12 protein-coding genes are annotated in these 16,145 nt (G+C 69.2%); 10 read left to right on the top strand and 2 right to left on the bottom strand.

Annotation, left to right across the window (positions count from 1 at the left end):
- Nucleotides 1-240 precede the first annotated feature (240 nt).
- The gene (locus G5C50_RS30150; protein WP_165075292.1) at nt 241-1,563 is read right to left on the bottom strand and encodes a monooxygenase; all 1,323 of its coding nucleotides are present in this window, start codon (nt 1,561-1,563) and stop codon (nt 241-243) included.
- Between the two features lie 384 nt (nt 1,564-1,947).
- Between G5C50_RS30150 and G5C50_RS30145 the strand changes: the two genes are divergently transcribed.
- The 10 genes from G5C50_RS30145 to G5C50_RS30100 all read left to right on the top strand — a co-directional run bounded on the left by G5C50_RS30145 (nt 1,948) and on the right by G5C50_RS30100 (nt 15,971).
- Nucleotides 1,948-2,871, top strand: a complete 924-nt coding sequence (locus tag G5C50_RS30145) for a sugar phosphate isomerase/epimerase family protein (protein WP_165075289.1) — start codon at nt 1,948-1,950, stop codon at nt 2,869-2,871.
- A gap of 167 nt (nt 2,872-3,038) precedes the next feature.
- On the top strand, nt 3,039-3,725 hold the full coding sequence (locus tag G5C50_RS30140; RefSeq protein WP_165075286.1) for a hypothetical protein: 687 nt from the start codon (nt 3,039-3,041) through the stop codon (nt 3,723-3,725).
- A complete protein-coding gene (locus G5C50_RS30135) occupies nt 3,722-4,393 on the top strand; it encodes a hypothetical protein (RefSeq protein WP_165075284.1) in 672 nt (223 codons plus the stop codon). Before G5C50_RS30140 ends, G5C50_RS30135 begins: the two co-directional genes overlap by 4 nt.
- A 112-nt stretch (nt 4,394-4,505) precedes the next feature.
- Nucleotides 4,506-5,120: a hypothetical protein gene (locus tag G5C50_RS30130; protein WP_165075281.1), complete on the top strand. Its 615-nt coding sequence runs from the start codon at nt 4,506-4,508 to the stop codon at nt 5,118-5,120.
- Complete coding sequence (locus G5C50_RS30125; RefSeq protein WP_165075278.1) at nt 5,117-5,785, top strand: hypothetical protein; 669 nt, start codon at nt 5,117-5,119, stop codon at nt 5,783-5,785. Before G5C50_RS30130 ends, G5C50_RS30125 begins: the two co-directional genes overlap by 4 nt.
- Before the next feature lie 128 nt (nt 5,786-5,913).
- Entirely contained in the window at nt 5,914-6,951 is a 1,038-nt protein-coding gene (locus G5C50_RS30120) for a Gfo/Idh/MocA family protein (RefSeq protein WP_165075275.1), read from the top strand.
- 2 nt (nt 6,952-6,953) lie between these two features.
- Nucleotides 6,954-8,243 carry an MFS transporter gene (locus tag G5C50_RS30115; protein ID WP_165075273.1) on the top strand — a complete coding sequence of 430 codons (1,290 nt, stop codon included), beginning with the start codon at nt 6,954-6,956 and terminating at the stop codon, nt 8,241-8,243.
- A gap of 34 nt (nt 8,244-8,277) precedes the next feature.
- Entirely contained in the window at nt 8,278-9,273 is a 996-nt protein-coding gene (locus tag G5C50_RS30110; RefSeq protein WP_165075270.1) for a TauD/TfdA family dioxygenase, read from the top strand.
- Nucleotides 9,274-9,405: 132 nt separating this feature from the next.
- Nucleotides 9,406-12,735 (top strand): PVC-type heme-binding CxxCH protein, encoded by a 3,330-nt coding sequence (locus G5C50_RS30105; protein WP_165075267.1) that lies wholly within the window; start codon nt 9,406-9,408, stop codon nt 12,733-12,735.
- 113 nt (nt 12,736-12,848) lie between these two features.
- Nucleotides 12,849-15,971: a PSD1 and planctomycete cytochrome C domain-containing protein gene (locus G5C50_RS30100; RefSeq protein ID WP_165075264.1), complete on the top strand. Its 3,123-nt coding sequence runs from the start codon at nt 12,849-12,851 to the stop codon at nt 15,969-15,971.
- Here the strand turns inward: G5C50_RS30100 and G5C50_RS32460 are convergent.
- Nucleotides 15,959-16,145: hypothetical protein (locus tag G5C50_RS32460; RefSeq protein ID WP_206107919.1), on the bottom strand; the 187-nt coding region annotated here is incomplete at its 5' end. The two genes, G5C50_RS30100 and G5C50_RS32460, sit on opposite strands and share 13 nt — an antisense overlap.

The following is a 16,145-nucleotide window of genomic DNA, read 5'->3' as shown; positions in this document are numbered from 1 at the left end:
GACGCACCCACGCGCGCACGCCGTCTGCAAGGGCCGTTCCAATCCCACGATTGTACCCGAAACGCCCATCTCCCGCAACGCGGACGCCCCCCGCCAGGCTTTCTTTAAGTGCAATCCGGGCAAGGCGTTTTGGACGACGCCCTGACGGGCCGCCGGAACATTCGCGAACGTCGCCGTCAGTCCTCGACCCGGGCGGACCTGAGAGGGAACCGACGAACCTCAACGTCTGGCCTTGCCCGATCAGGGCCACCAGTCGGCGAGGGGGTCGTACTTCCTGGCGGGGGGGCCGCCGGTGAGGTGTTCGTCGTCGCGGGTGTAGTGGATGAAGCCGATGCACATCTCGTCGGTGGTCTGCTCGCCCCAGCGGACCTCTTTGGGGGGACTGGTGGGATTGGAGGGGTTGGATTCAGAGTTGTCGAAGTGGGCCAGCATCTCCAGCCGGGTGCCTTTGGGGAGGGGCAGGGGGGCGGCCAGGTCGTAGGTGCTCTGCCAGTTGAAGTCCCAGTGGTCGATGCGGATCAGCGTTGTTTTCGAGCCGTCGGGAAGGGCGGCGGTCAGGAGGAAGTCTCGGCCCAGCCAGTGCATGTGGGGGATCACCGCGACGACGTGGATGTCGCTCCGCAGGGTCATCGAGCCGCGGACCTCGTGCCGGTCGGCGCCGGCCGGGATCGTCAGGTCGGGCTTGAAGGTGAGGGGCCGGAACGGCGGCAGCACGCCCCCGGCGCGGAGCTGCTTCTCGACGGGTGCCTTCGCGAAGTACAGACCGATCGCCGTGGCGTCTTCCTCGGGCTTGCCGCTCTTGTGGTAGTGGACCTGCAGCAGGACGTCGGAGCCGGCGGGGAGATACCGGGCGACGCCGTCGGCCAGGCGGTGGGGGGACTTGCCGGGGGCCCAGCCGTCAAGTTCGCCCTCGGGGAAGATCCGGTAGCCGCCGCCCGAGACCGAGTACCCCGGCGTGGGGTCGGCCTCGTCCAGCTTGCGGGCGCGGCCGCGAGTGTCGAAGGCGGCCAGGACGTGGTGGACGACCCGGAGGTTGCCCGGCCGGTAGTCGATCCCCTGGATCCACTTCCCCTCCGTCAGCCCGCTGGGCAAGACGAAGACGCGGAACTCGTCGGGGCCGTCGGCCGCCAGCGTGTAGGCCGCCGAGGGCTTCAGCACCAGGTCGGGCTCGCCGAGCGGCCAGTCGGAGGGGAACTCGCGATGCGGCGGCGCGTCGGTCGGGTCGCCCTCGGGGGCGCCGGCGGAGGCCCAGGCGGCGAGGGCGTCGATCTCGTCCTGCGGCATCACGCGGACGTCGCGGAACGGGCCGCCCTCCCGGGTTGAGGCGTGCCAGGGGGGCATCGACCGATCCGAAGCCACGCCGGCGATGTCGCCGGCTCGCTTGCGGGCCTGCTCATACGTCAGCAGCGAGAACGGCGCGACCTGCCCCGGCCGGTGGCAGTCCTGGCAGCGCGTTTGGATAATGCGGCTGATCTCGCCGTGGTACGTGGGGACGCCGTCGGCCGCCGGAGCGAGCGGGGCCAGGCCGAGCAGGGCGAGCGGGAGGAACAGGCCGGGTCGCATGGGGCGGGGTCCTGCTTGCGGGACGGGGTCGACGCTACTCGTCCCTTCTCCCCCCGGGAGAAGGTGGCCGAAGGCCGGATGAGGGGCGTCGCGATTCGCGGCCGCCACGGCGGTCTCGGCCGGCGCGAGTTCGTTTCGCCCTCTGCACTCCGACAACCCTCACCCGTCGCTGCGCGACCGCCCTCTGCCGACGGGAGAGGGGACGGAGGCACAGCTTGGGCTGGTCTCGCCCTTTTATGTTCCACCGCCGGCGACGCCCGCCGCAAGCCCCTTCGCGGCGGAGGCTCGTTCTGGCGGGGCGGCCCTCGTGGTAGCCTGAGAACTTCGAGGGCGGCGGCGGATTCGTGGTCGGCCGGCGGGCCTCGCGACGAAGGAGCAGCAGCCATGGACATGCGACAGATTCTTGATGCAACGACGACCCGCCGGTCGTTCCTGGGGGGGGCGGCGGCCCTCGCCGCGTCTTCGGTCCTCCCCCGGACGGTTCTGGCGGCCGCGCAGGAGAAGCCGAACTCCGTCTTCAACGGCGTCCGGATCGGCTGCATCACCTACAGCTACCGCGGCGAGATCGCCTCGGCCGAGGACACCCTGAAGGCCCTCATCACGGACGGCCTCAGCGAGTGCGAGATGATGGACGGCCCGATCCGGACCTTCACCGGCCTCCCCGGCGGCGGCCGTCCCGGTCAGAAGCCGACGGAGCTGATGGACGTCCAGCGCGACGCGATCCTCGCCAAGTGCGCCGAGATGCGCAAGATGTACAACGACGCCGGCGTCAACATGCACCTGCACAAGATCCCCTTCGGCTCGACTGACGAGGCGATCGACCTGAACTTCCAGGTCGCCCAGGCGCTGGGCTGCAAGGGGATCACCCTGGAACGCAGCGAGGCGATGGCCAAGAAGCTCGCCCCGTTCGCCGACAAGTACAAGATCTGGGTCGGCTTCCACAACCACACCGAGAACTACCCCAAGCTGGAAGACCACGACCCGATCCTGGACCACAGCCCGTACATCGGGTTCAACGTGGACATCGGTCACTACTATGCCGGGACCAAGGGCAAATCGCCGATCCCGTTGCTGGAGAAGTACCACGACCGGATCGTCAGCCTCCACCTGAAGGACCGGACCGCCGACGGCCAGAACCTCCCCTGGGGCCAGGGCGGGACGCCCATCAAGGAAGTCCTCCAGCTCATGAAGCAGGAGAAGTGGACCTTCCCCGGCGACATCGAGGTCGAATACAAGATCCCCGCCGGCTCGACTGCCGTGGCCGAGGTCCGCAAGTGCGTCGACTACTGCAGGGAGGCCCTGGCCTGAGGCCGGCTTCGAATTCCCACGAAGGATGAGCGTCTATAACGCTTTGGCAAAGCCCCAACGAGCGTCCCTTTTCCCACCAGGGGAGAAGGGACGTCGTCAATGTCCCTTGGATTCGCTGTTCGGGAGCAGCCGTCGACCCTCCGAACAAGGCGGCCGGAGCAGGGGAGATGAGGCGGAACGCAATCCACCGGATCCTCGCGACGGTCATCCCGATCGACCTGGTCATCGCGGCGGTCGTCCTGATCGGCGGCGTCTTCGCCTTCCAGGCGGGCCGCGAGCGGATGGCCCTGGAGGAGTATCGCGCCCGGCGCGAGGAGGCTCGCGCCCGGAGCAGCGCCTTGTCGAAACTTCCGGGTGAGGATCCGAGCTTGATTTATCTCGAGGCCATAGACACCGGCGAGCCGTTCCACTTCGCGTGGCGACATAAAATGCCCGGCAAGATCAACCTCCACATCCAAACCCGGATGGGAGGGACGACCTCGAGCTTGGGAGGGCCGTCCGGACCAACGGGCGGGGTCGGCTTCGCCGAGGTCGCCTTCGACGGCGTTCAGCTGTACGAAGACGCGCCGGATCAGGTCCGCGCTTCGATATGGATCGCCGGCCACCTCGGATATTCGGGGTACGCCGACATCCCCGGGCTGTCCCGGCTGCTGCGCGAGCACGCGCACGAGCTCAAGGTCGAGCAGCTCGGCCGGGCCGGCGTGACGGCGATCGACCCGAACGCGCAGAAGCCGACGGTCCTCCTGCGGGTCGGCCTCCCCGAGGCGCTCCGCCCGCCCGACCTCTCCAGGTCGGTCGACTGGGCGAATCTCCTGGAGATCTCGGTCGGCTCGCCGGGGAGTTTCCCACCATGACGCCGCCCGACGCCCCTCGACGCCGCTGGCAGGTGGGCGTCCGGACGTTGATCCTGCTGACGGCGGCCGTCGCCGTCGGGCTGACGTACGCGCTGGAAAGCTATCGGATCGCCGATCTCACGGACAAACTCTACCCCCAGTCTCCCCTGCCGCGTGAACTGGTGGTGGACGACCCGGGAAGGATCGCCGTGGTCCAGGCGCAATTTATCTACAACTCGGACCGCTGGGACGTTTACCTCCCTCCCGGCCGCCGATACCGCCTCTGCCTCGCGACCCGAGGCATTGAGGAAGGCGCGCCGCCGCCGCCGCCCCAGGCCTCCGCCCCGCTGGAGCCCGGCCGACACGTCATCGCCATGGTTGTTCCCCCGGGCGGCGAGGGCTGGCGTCTCGGCGTCTCATGCGATGGAATGGTCGTCGCGTCGACGACGGAGCCGAAGGAATGGCGCAGCAATCTTGGCGGGGTGGGCGGCAGTCAAGTCCCGATGGGCGAGCAGTCGTCCTCCGACGACGACAGGCCCGTCGTTCTGTTCCGCGAGCGATTCAGGGGACGCGACGTCCATGGGACGCCCTTCCTGCCCCGGGGGCCGACCGATGGCGTCGCGCTCTGGATCGAGCCCGACTCCGACTTTCCGTGGCCGGGTCCGCGCCCGACTTCCTCCGCCCCATAGGCTCTCTCGAATTTCGGCGGCCGCGCCGGAGGTCGTTGACGACTATCGTGCAAGTGTTCCCAGGGGCAATCGCTGTAAGCCTTGATCGGCGGCCGGTGGAGGAGCAGGAGCGATGATGCGAAATGCGATCGACCTGGCTCTCGTCGTCGTCATCCTGATCGGCGGCGTGCTCGCCTTCCGGGCAGGGGGCGAGCGGATGGGGCTGGCGGCGCATCACGCCCGGCTGGTCGACGCCGCGGGGGAGCTGGCCGTCGATGATCCGACCCTGATCTATCTCAAGGCCCTCGACACAGGGGAGCCTCTCCACTTCGCCTGGCGGGTCCACTTGCCTCCCAAGACCACTCTCGCGGTGCGGTCTCAGATGGCGGGAGGATCGTCCACCAGCACCTCATCGCACTCGGACCCGCAGGAGTTGATCGCCCGGGTCCGCTTGCGCGAAGAAGCGCCGAATCAAGTCCGTGTTTATACGAAGTTCGCCGGCGGAAGCGGGACGTCGGGGTACGACAGCCCCGAGCTGGCTCGGCTGCTGCGCGAGCACGCGCACGAGCTGAAGATTGAGCAGATCGGCCGGTCCGAGGCGGTGACGATCACCCCGGACGCGACGAAGCCGACGGTCCTCTTGCGGATCAGCATTCCCGACGCGATCCGGCCGCCCGACCTTCCCCAATGGATCTCCTCCGGGAACCTCCTGGAGCTGTCGATCGGCGCGCCGGGGACGGTTCCATGACGCCGCCCGATGCGCCTCGCCGACGCTGGCAGGTCGGCCTGCGGACGCTCATCCTGCTTACGGCGGCCGTGGCCGTCTGGACGTCCTACTCGCTCGAGCGCCGACGGAGCGCCGACCTCACGACCCGGATCAACGCCCTGAAACCCCTGGCGCGTGAGCTGGAGGTGGACGACCTGGGGATGATCGCCGTGGTCCATCGGCAGGAACTCTGGTACGACGACAACCGTTGGGAGTTCTATCTCCCCGCCGGCCGCCGATACCGCCTCTGCCTGGCGACCCGAGGCATCGAGCGGAACGCGACTCCGTCTCCCAAGGTCTCCACCCCGCTGGAGCCCGGCGTCCACGTCGTCGCTTTGAACCAGGTCAAGGACGGCGAGGACTGGCGGGTCGACGTCTTATGCGATGGGACGGTCGCGACGTCGACGGCCGAGCCGAAAGACTGGTACGCCGGCACGGGCTCATCGGGCGGCAGTCGATTCTCCACCAGCCGTCAGTCGGCCGCCGACAAGCCCGTCGTCCTGTTCCACCGTCGGTTCATGGGCCCTCGCGACGCCAAGGGCCAGTCCACCACGCCAGAGGGGCCGACTGAGGGCATGGTGCTCTGGATCGAGCCCGCCTTCGACGTCCCACAGTCGGGCCCGCCGCCAGCTTCCTCCGACCCGTAAGCCCGCCTGATTATTCGAGGCCCGCCTTGAGGCCAGGGTTTCGCGTCGGCCGGCTTCTCTGATATTTAATAAATCCTGGATCGCCCCGACCTGGGGGCGGCTCCATCACCCCTCGGAACGGTCGTGCTATGTCTGAACTGCGATTCGGCCTCATCGGCTATGGCGCGTGGGGATCCCACCACGCGAGGGCGATCAATTCCGTCTCGGACGCTCGTCTAGTCGCGGTGGCGGGGCGGTCGGAGGCCAGCCAGGAGCGTGCGCGTTCCGAGCAGCCCTCGGCGAAGGTCTACGGCGATTACCGCGAGATGCTGGCCCGCGAGGATCTGGACGCCGTCAGCGTGGTCCTGCCGTCCGACCTCCACCACGAGGTTGGATCCGCCGTGCTGGAATCGGGTCGGCACCTGCTGCTCGAGAAGCCGATGGCCCTGAGCGTCGAGGACTGCGACCGGCTGATCGACCTGGCCGCGGCCCGCGGCAAGCTGCTGGCGATCGGCCATGAGCTGCGCATGTCCTCGCTCTGGGGGAAGGTCAAGGAACTCGTCGACGCCGGGGCGGTCGGCGAGCCGCTCTACGCTCTGGTGGAACTGTGGCGGAAGCCCTACCGCCAGGGCTCCAGCGGCTGGCGGTACGACATCTCCCGCGTGGGAAGCTGGATCCTGGAGGAGCCGATCCACTTCTTCGACCTGGCGCGATGGTACCTCTCCTCGGCCGGCGACCCCACCACCGTCTACGCCTCGGCCAACGGCTCGCGGCCCGATCATCCGGAGCTGCTCGACAACTTCTCGGCCATCGTCAACTTTCCGAAGGGGCGGTACGCTGTGGTCTCGCAAACGCTCTCGGGCTGGGAGCACCACCAGACGGTCAAGCTGACCGGGACCGAAGGGGCGCTCTGGGCTTCCTGGAGCGGCGCGATGGACCGCACCTTCGAACCGACCGCTAGCCTGAAGCGGTCCGTCGGCGACCGGATCGAGGAGGTCTCGCTGATGAGACCCAGCGGCGAGGTCTATGAGCTGGTCGAGGAGGTGGAGGCGTTCACTCGGGCCGTCCGCGAGGGGACCCGCCTGCCTTGCACCGGCGAGGACGGCCGCTGGTCGACCTACCTCTGCCTCGCGGCCGAGCGCTCCCTGCGCGAGAAAGCCCCCGTCGCCGTTGCTGGGAGGTCCTGACGATGGCGACCACCGAGGACGCGACGACGACGAAAGCCCCGTGGTACGCGGGGGTGAATCGCTACCAGTGGCTGGTGCTGGCGATCGCCTCCGCGGGCTGGATCTTCGACGCGTTCGAGGGGCAGATCTTCAACATCACCCGCGAGCAGATGCTCGGCGAACTGCTGGGAGCTAACGGCGACCCCGGCGCGATCCGCCGCTGGGGGGACTCGTTCCTGGCCGTCTTCCTGCTCGGCGGCACGCTGGGGGGCGTCGTCTTCGGCTCGCTGGCCGACAAGTTCGGCCGCAAGCCGACGATGGCCGCGACGGTCCTCTTCTACTCGATCTTCTCCGGCCTGACCTATTTCGCGACCGAGCTGTGGCACGTGGCGGCGCTGCGGTTCCTCGTCGCCCTGGGCGTCGGCGGCGAGTGGGCGGTGGCCGCGGCGCTGGTGGCCGAGGTCTTCCCAGCGCGGGCCCGGGCGCACGCTTCGGGGATCTTCCACGCCACGAGCGTTCTGGGGACGTGGACGGCCGCGATCGTCGGCCTGCTGGTGGGGAGCCAGTGGCGATACGCCTATCTGGTCGGGATCGCCCCCGCGCTGCTGGTCCTCTGGGTGCGTTCGAGCCTTGTCGAGCCCGAGAGCTGGCGGCGGGCCGGCGAGTCGGGCCAGAAGCTCGGCAGCTTCAAGGAGCTCTGGGGCGATCCGCGCTGGCGATATCCTGCGCTGGGGGGCGTGGCGATGGCGGCCATCGGCCTGGGGACGTTCTGGGGCGTGACCGTGGCCGGCCAGGATCTCGCCCGCGAGCGGCTGATCCGCGACGGCGTGTCGCGCGAGGAGGCCTCGGCGAAGTCGAAGTTCGCCTATGGGGTCGTGGAGACGGCCGGCGGCGGGCTCGGCCTACTCTGCTTCGGCCCGCTGGCCGCGCGGCTGGGCCGGAAGCCGGCGTTCGCGCTCATGCTGATCTGCAGCGTCCTGATCGTGCCCATCACCTGCTACGCGCCCCGGAATTACACCCAATTGCTGGCGATCCTGCCCCTGTTCGGGTTTTTCACTCTGAGCACGCACGCGGGCTTCGCGTTGTATTTCCCCGAGCTTTTTCCCGATCGCCTGCGCGCCACGGGGACCGGCGTCTGCTTCAACGGCGGCCGACTCCTCGCCGCGCCGATCCTCTGGTTCTCCGGCGAGATCAAGAACCAGCCGGGCATCGGCCTGCAAGCGGCGGTGGCCGGCCTGGGGTTGCTGTTCCTGGTCGGTCTGGCGGTCCTGTGGTTCATGCCCGAGACCAAGGGACGGCCCTTGCCCGAGTGACTTTCGATTCCGCAATTCGACAGGAGTCCGTGGTATGACGCGCGAGGCGATCCAGGTCACCCCGATCCCGCTCCCCGGCCAGCAGGAGCACGACGGCGTCTCGTTCCCGCTGGGGCTGGAATGCAAGACGGAGGGGACGAGCCTCGACGACGCCGTCGCCTGGCTGCACGAGCATCGCGAGGAGCTGAGCGCGGAGGCGTCGCGCCATGGGGCGATCCTCTTCCGGGGCTTCCCTGTGGCGACGGCCCAGGACTTCGACCGGTTCATCGCCGCGTTCGACCTGGAGAACTTCACCTACGAGGACTCGATGTCCAACGCCGTGCGGGTCAACAAAACCCCTCGCGTCTTCACGGCCAACGAGGCCCCGCCGGAGGTCTCCATCTTCCTGCACCACGAGCTGGCTCAGACGCCCTATTACCCCTCCAAGCTCTTCTTCTTCTGCGAGAAGGCGGCCGAGCAGGGGGGCGCGACGCCGATCTGCCGGTCGGACGTGCTCTGGGGACGTCTCGCCGAGCGTCATCCCGAGTTCGCCCGCGACTGCGTCGAGAAGGGGCTGAAATACTCCAACGTCATGCCGGAGGAGCCCGACCCTCTCTCCGGCATGGGCCGGAGCTGGAAGAGCACACTGCGGTCCGAGACCCGCGAACAGGCCGAGGCACGCCTGCGAAAGCTAGGCTATACCTGGCAATGGATGGAAGACGGCAGCCTCCGCGCCACGACGCCCGTCTTGCAGGCCGTCCGCGAGCTTTCCCCGGGCCGGAAGTCGTTCTTCAACCAGTTGATCGCCGCCTATCGAGGCTGGAAGGACAGCCGCAACGACCCGTCCAGCGCCATCACCTTCGGCGACGGCGCGAAGCTCGACAGAGCCGCCGTGCAGGACGCCATTGAGATTGCCGACGAGCTGAGCTTCGACATCCCCTGGCAGACGGGGGACGTCGCCTACGTTGACAACTACGTCGCGATGCACGGCCGACGCACCTTCTCCGGCACGCGCCGCGTGCTGGCCTCGCTGGCTGCTGCGAACGCGTGAGGGAGAGATCGAGGTTGCTTTCCTAATCCAAGTCCCCTCTCCCGGGGGGAGAGGGGAAAGCCGTTGCTGTGGTCCGGACTCATATTGAAGCACGGCAATCTGAGTCAGTCCCAGGCGCGAAGGAGACCAGACATGACACGGGCCATCGCGGCGGTCGGAATCCTTGGCGTCGCGCTGGCGATCGGCGCGTCGGCGTCGGCCCAGGCTCCAGACCCATATGCGGGGAAGATCGCGACGGCCTCGGATGCGGGCGTGCGGGCGATCCAGGGGTTCAGCGTCGCCCCTGGGCTGAAGGTGGAACTGTTCGCCGGCGAGCCCCTGGTCGCCAACCCGGTCACGCTGAGCATCGACGGCCGCAACCGGATCTTCGTGGCCGAAACGTTCCGCTACCACGCCGGCGTCACGGACATCCGCCGCCACATGACCTGGCTCGACGACGACCTCTCCGGCCGGACGATCGAGGATCGGCTCGCCATGCTCCGCAAGCACATGGGCGCCGAGGCCGAAACGTACGGCGTGGAGCACGACCGGATTCGGATGGTCGAGGACGGCGACGGCGACGGCAAGGCGGATCGCTCCACCATCTTCGCCGACGGCTTCAACGAGATTCTGGGCGGCATCGGCGCTGGGGTCCTCGCCCGCGGCGACTCCGTCTGGTTCGCCTGCATCCCCGACCTCTGGCGACTCCGCGACACCAACGGCGACGGCAAGGCCGACGAGAGACTCTCGCTGCACCGGGGCTTCGGCGTCCACGTCGGCTACCTCGGCCACGACCTGCACGGGCTGCGTCTGGGGCCCGACGGTCGGCTCTATTTCAGCATCGGCGACCGCGGCTTCAACATCCCCACGCCCGACGGCCGCCGCGTCGTCGAAGTCGAGACCGGCGCGGTCCTCCGCTGCGAGCCCGACGGTTCCAAACTGGAGATCTACGCCACTGGCCTGCGCAATCCCCAGGAACTGGCCTTCGACGACCACGGCAACCTCTTCACCTGCGACAACAACTCCGACGGCGGCGACAAGGCGCGCTGGGTCCACGTCGTCGAGGGGGGCGACAGCGGCTGGCGAATGGGCTACCAGTACCTCGAAACGCCCACCAGCCGAGGCCCCTGGAACGCCGAGCGGCTCTGGGATTCCGAAGGAGCCAAACACGCCCTCTCGATGATCCCGCCGCTGGCCAACATCGCGGACGGACCCTCGGGCCTCGTCTGCGACCCCGGCGTCGGGTTCCCCGCCGAGTACCGCGGCAAGTTCTTCCTCTGCGACTTTCGCGCCACCGCCAACCAGAGCGGCATCCAGGTCCTCACGAACGAGCCCGACGGCGCAACTTTCCGGCTGGCCGACGCCCGCAAGCTCGTCTGGGGCGTGCTGGCCACCGACGTCGAGTTCGGCGCCGACGGCGCGCTCTACTTCACCGACTGGGTCGAGAAGTTCAGCTCCCCCTCGAAGGGGCGGATCTACCGCATCGTCGACCCGTCGAGCCCATCCGACCCCCAGGTCGCTCGGGCCCGCGAACTGCTGGCCCAGGGGTTCGAGAAGCGATCAGTCGACGAGCTGGCCGGACTGCTCGCGTTCCCGGATCGGCGGATCCGTCAGGAGGCGCAGCTCGCCCTGGCGGACCACGGTCCTGAAGGCGCCGCGCGGCTGGCGAGCGTCGCGAAGGCGAACGCCTCTCCGTTGGCCCGGTTGCACGCGATCTGGGGACTGGGGCAACTGGGCCGCCGCAACGCCGAGGCTCTCATGCCACTGCTGCCGCTGCTGACCGACGCCGATCCCGAGGTCCGCGGCCAGGTCGCCAACCTCCTGGGCGAGGGCCGGGTCGCCGCCGCCTTCGACGGGTTGATCGCCGCGACCCGCGACAAGAGCCCGCGCGTCCGGTTTTTCGCCGCGATGGCGCTGGGCAAGATCGGCCGCTCGGAGGCCGTCGGGCCGATCCTGGAGATGCTCCGCCGCAACGCCGACAAGGACGCCTACCTCCGCCACTCCGGCGTCATGGGCCTGGCCGGTATCGGCGATGTCCCCGCCTTGCTCGCCGCCGCAGGTGACGATTCGCCGGCCGTGCGCGCGGGCGTGCTGCTGACGCTCCGTCGGCTGAAGCGTCCTGAGGTCGCGCGGTTCCTGACCGACGCCGACCCGGCGCTGGTGCTCGAAGCCGCGCGGGCGATCAACGACGCCCTTATCCCCGAAGCCCTCCCGGCCCTCGCCTCCACGCCTGCCGCCGCCGACTCCTCCGAGCCCCTCCTGCGGCGGATCGTGAACGCGAACCTCCGCCTTGGCGGCAAGGAGCGAGCCGAGGCCCTGGCGGCCATCGCCGCGCGATCGGACCTTCCCGCGGGCATCCGCATGGAGGCTCTCGACGCCCTCCGCGACTGGCCCGCACCGTCGGCCAAGGACCGGATCGTCGGCCTTTGGCGGCCGATCGATCCGAGGCCCGCGGACGAGGCCGTCGCGGCGCTCGCACCCGTGCTGAATCCCCTATTGAACGGATCGCCCGAGCTCGTCCGCCAGGGGGCCGCGCGGGCTGCCGGCGGCCTTGCCCTTGCCGACGCCTCGCCCGCACTGAAGGCCCTGATCGTCGACCGTCGCCGCGCCTCGGCGACGCGCGTCGAGGCGTTGCGGGCGCTCGAAACGATGGGAGCGACCGACGCTGACCTCGCCGAGCGAGCGGCCGACGACGACGCCGTCCCGGTGCGAAACGAGGCCCTGCGGATTCTGGCCGTCGTGAGGCCGGAGCAGGCCGTGAAGCGGCTGGAGGCTCGCATCGGAGCCGGTCCCGTCGCCGAGCGTCAGGGGGCGCTTCGCACGCTCGGGGCGTTCAAGTCGCCGGTCGCCGACGATCTCCTGTCGACGTGGCTCGACCGCCTGATCGCCGGCAGCGTCCCCCCGGAGATCCGCCTCGATGTGCTGGAGGCCGCTCGCGGCCGGAACCAGGAAGAGATCCGCCGGAAGATCGCCGTGTACGAGGCCGCCAGGCCGAAGGACGACCCCGTCGCCCGCTTCGCCGAGGCGCTCATGGGCGGCAATGCGGCGGCCGGGCGGAAGGTGTTCAACCAGAAGCTGGCCGTCGCCTGCGTCCGCTGCCACAAGGTCGACGGCCAGGGGGGTGAGGTCGGCCCTGACCTCTCGGCGATCGGCGCCGCGCACGACCGCAACTATCTCCTCGAAGCGATCGTCGCTCCCAGCCGGCAGATCGCTCCGGGCTTTGAGACCCGCGTCGTTGCCACCAACGACGGCCGCGTCCACGTGGGCGTCCTCCGCTCCGAGGACGCCGAATCCGTGAAGCTCGTCACCCCCGACGGCGCCCCCCTGACGATCCCCAAATCGACCATCGAAGACCAGCGCCGGGGAGATTCCGCCATGCCCGAGGACATCATCGCCAACCTCTCCAAATTCGAGCTGCGCGACCTCGTCGAGTTCCTCGCCCGCCGCCGCGCGGCCTCGCCGGGGGCCAAGCCTGAACCTTGAGGACGGGCGGCGGTCACGGAATCGGCGTTGCGGGTCAGCTCGCAGGGACGTACGATTTTTGTTGAATACCGCCAGGCTTCGACGACAGAACGAACCCTCCTCGGGGCGGCCGCATGACCTTGAGACAATCCCTCCAAACGGCCCTGGGCCTGGCGATGTGGCTGGCCGCGGCGATGTCCGTCGCGGCCGAGGACCCCGCCGACCCATCGGCCGTGGAGTTCTTCGAGAAGAGCGTCCGACCGATCCTCGTCGAGCGCTGCATCGGCTGCCACGGACCGGAGAAGACCAAGGGGGAACTTCGGCTCGACTCGCGTGCGGGGGCTCTCGCGGGCGGTTCGTCCGGCCCGGCGATCAAGCCGGGCGACGCCGAGGCCAGCATGCTCGTCGAGGCGATCCGCTACGAGGGGGACGTTCGCATGCCCCCCAAGTCGAAGCTCGCTCAGGAGGAGATCGACGTCCTCGCGAAGTGGGTCGCCCGGGGCGCGGCGTGGGGGCCTGAGCCCGAGAAGTCCGCCGCGGCCGGCCCCGCGAAAAGCGGCCTCGAAGGCTCGCCCGAGTTCGCCCGCCGCGCCGGCTTCTGGTCGTTCCAGCCGATCCACGCGGTCGAGCCCCCGGTCGTCGCCGGCGCCTGGCCGCGAGGGGCGATCGACGGCTTCCTGCTCGCGGCGATGACCGCGAAGGGGTTGGAGCCCGCCCCCGAGGCCGACCGTCGCACTCTGATCCGCCGCCTGACGTTCGACCTCACCGGACTTCCCCCCACGCCCGAGGAAGTCGCCGCGTTCCTCGCCGACGATCGGGCCGACGCCTACGAGCGGCTCGTCGAGCGCCTCCTGGCCAGCCCCGCCTACGGCGAGCGCTGGGGCCGCCACTGGCTGGACCTCGTCCGCTTCGCCGAATCGTCCGGGCACGAGTTCGACTACGACATCCTCCACGCCTGGCGCTATCGCGACTACGTCGTCCGCGCCTTCAACGCCGACCTCCGGTACGACCAATTCGTCGTCGAGCAGATGGCCGGCGACCTGCTGCCCGAGCCGCGTCGCAACCCCGTCGACGGCTCGAACGAGTCGATCCAGGGGACCGGCTTCTACTGGCTGGGCGAGGGGGTTCACTCGCCGCTGGACCTCCGCGACGAGGAGGTGCGTCGGGTCGACAACCAGATCGACGTCCTCTCCAAGACGTTCCTTGGCCTGACGGTAAGCTGCGCCCGCTGCCACGACCACAAGTTCGACCCGATCACCCAGAAGGATTACTACGCTCTCGCCGGCTTCCTCCGCAGCACCCGGCATCAACAGGCGTTCATTGACTCCGATGTCCGCATCGCGCCGCTCGTCGCGGAGCTTCGCGCCCGCAAGGCGGCCCTCGCCGATATCCTCGCTGAAGCCGCCCCGAAGCTCCCCGAGCCGCGCCGGAGGGAAGTCGAGGGCCTGCTCGGAACCGTCTTCCCCCCTGGCGGGGGAAGACAGACCGCGCAGCGGTCAGATGAGGGGGACGACAGGCGCGGGCCGCGCATCCAAACGACTGACCTGAACGCGAAGCCGATCGCCCCCTCATCCGGCCCTTCGGGCCACCTTCTCCCGCGAGGGGGGAAGGCCGTTACGGTTTCGGACCAGTCGGTCGAGGAACTCTCGGCCTGGCGGACGACGGGAGACGCCTTCGAACGTTGCGCATCACCGTTTCGAATCGAGTTGCATGAGCATCCCCGGCTGGTCGCGGTTCCGGCCGGATCGCTGGAGAGCGGGCTGATTTCGGACCGGCTGCTCGGCGTGGCGCGGTCGCCAACGTTCACCATCGCGGGCCGTCGCCTGCACGTGCTGGCTTCGGGGACGGGCGGCCGGGTCAACGTCGTGATCGACGGGTTCGAGAAAATCCGAGGGCCGATCTACGACGGCCTCACCATCCCGGTGAACTCGCCGAAAGCCCCGTGCTGGTATTCGTTCGACGTGACGTCCTGGGTCGGTCGTCGGGCCTGTTTGGAAGCCTCCGACGGAGCCACGGCCGAGTTCGGCGGCGTGACGACGACCCTGGTGGACGGTCGGGGGCGGATCGACGTCCTGGCCGTCCGCGCGACCGACGACACTACGTCTCCCGATGTTCCCATCCCGGCCTCCGTCATGATTGACGTGGAGGCCCTCGTCCGCGACCTCAACGGGGTGGATTCACCCCTGGCCGCGCGGCTGTCGGGGGCGGTCGCGGGCTATCGCGAGATCGAGGGCCGCATCCCGACCCCCGCGCTGGCCCCGGCCGCGGTCGACGGCGATGGCGAGGACGAATTCGTCATGCTGCGGGGGAGCCCGAGGACGCTTGGCGATGCCTCTCCGCGACGTTTGCCGGCGATCCTTGGCGGCGGCGGGCCTGCGCCCGATGCGACCGGCAGCGGCCGGCTGGAACTGGCCCGCGCGATGGTCGACGTCCAGTCCAATCCGCTGATCGCCCGGGTGATCGTCAATCGGATCTGGAAGCACCATTTCGGCGAGGGCCTGGCGCGGTCGACGGACGACTTCGGCGCGATGGGGCAGGGGCCGTCTCATCCGGAGTTGCTCGACTGGCTCGCGGCCGAATTCGTGCGTCGGGGATGGTCGATCAAGGCGATGCACCGGCTGATGGTGGAGTCGTCGGCCTATCGCATGGCCGCGCGCGCCACGCCCGAGGCCGACCGCAACGACCCGACCAACGCCTTGCTTCACCGGGCCAACGTCCGTCGCCTGGAGGCGGAGGCCGTGCGCGACTCGCTGCTCGCCGTCGCGGGGCGGCTGGACCGTCGCCAGGAAGGCCCGAGCACGCCGCCCTATCTCTCGCCGTTCATGGAGGGCCGAGGCCGGCCCAAGGCGAGCGGACCCCTCGATGGCGACGGCCGCCGCAGCCTGTATCTTCAGGTCCGGCGCAACTTCCTGAACCCGCTGTTCCTGGTCTTCGACGCCCCGGTCCCGTTCTCCACGATGGGCCGTCGCCACGCCTCCAACGTCCCCGCCCAGGCGCTCGCCCTGCTGAACGACCCGCTGGTGATGCAGCTTGCCGGAGACTGGGCCGCACGCGTGACGGCCGAGGAATCGACCGATGCGAAGCGCATCGAGCGTCTCTACCAGGAAGCTTTCGCCCGACCGCCGACGGCCGACGAGTCGTCGCGATGCCTCGCCTACTTGAAGGCCCGGCGCGAGGGCGCGGCCGACGATCGGGCCGCCTGGACCGACCTGGCTCACGCGTTGTTTAACGTCAAGGAATTTATCTACATCGATTGATTGGGAGGCTGTTTCGGGGAGGTGTAACACGGCCTTCCTCCCTCGCGGGGGAAGGTGGCCCGAAGGGCCGGATGAGGGGGGATCGGCGTCGGATTGAAGTCGAGCCGTCGGATGTACGTCCGATGGCGGTCGTCCCCCTCATCTGACCGCTTCGCGGTCTGTCTTCCCCCGCGA

Source organism: Paludisphaera rhizosphaerae, assembly GCF_011065895.1.
GTDB lineage: Bacteria > Planctomycetota > Planctomycetia > Isosphaerales > Isosphaeraceae > Paludisphaera > Paludisphaera rhizosphaerae.
This window is presented reverse-complemented; position numbering and strand designations above follow the sequence as displayed.

Coding starts and splice junctions, on each gene's coding strand:
- G5C50_RS30150 (WP_165075292.1), bottom strand. CDS start 1,563: ATGCGACCCGGCCTGTTCCTCCCGCTCGCCCTGCTCGGCCTGGCCCCG.
- G5C50_RS30145 (WP_165075289.1), top strand. CDS start 1,948: ATGGACATGCGACAGATTCTTGATGCAACGACGACCCGCCGGTCGTTC.
- G5C50_RS30140 (WP_165075286.1), top strand. CDS start 3,039: ATGAGGCGGAACGCAATCCACCGGATCCTCGCGACGGTCATCCCGATC.
- G5C50_RS30135 (WP_165075284.1), top strand. CDS start 3,722: ATGACGCCGCCCGACGCCCCTCGACGCCGCTGGCAGGTGGGCGTCCGG.
- G5C50_RS30130 (WP_165075281.1), top strand. CDS start 4,506: ATGATGCGAAATGCGATCGACCTGGCTCTCGTCGTCGTCATCCTGATC.
- G5C50_RS30125 (WP_165075278.1), top strand. CDS start 5,117: ATGACGCCGCCCGATGCGCCTCGCCGACGCTGGCAGGTCGGCCTGCGG.
- G5C50_RS30120 (WP_165075275.1), top strand. CDS start 5,914: ATGTCTGAACTGCGATTCGGCCTCATCGGCTATGGCGCGTGGGGATCC.
- G5C50_RS30115 (WP_165075273.1), top strand. CDS start 6,954: ATGGCGACCACCGAGGACGCGACGACGACGAAAGCCCCGTGGTACGCG.
- G5C50_RS30110 (WP_165075270.1), top strand. CDS start 8,278: ATGACGCGCGAGGCGATCCAGGTCACCCCGATCCCGCTCCCCGGCCAG.
- G5C50_RS30105 (WP_165075267.1), top strand. CDS start 9,406: ATGACACGGGCCATCGCGGCGGTCGGAATCCTTGGCGTCGCGCTGGCG.
- G5C50_RS30100 (WP_165075264.1), top strand. CDS start 12,849: ATGACCTTGAGACAATCCCTCCAAACGGCCCTGGGCCTGGCGATGTGG.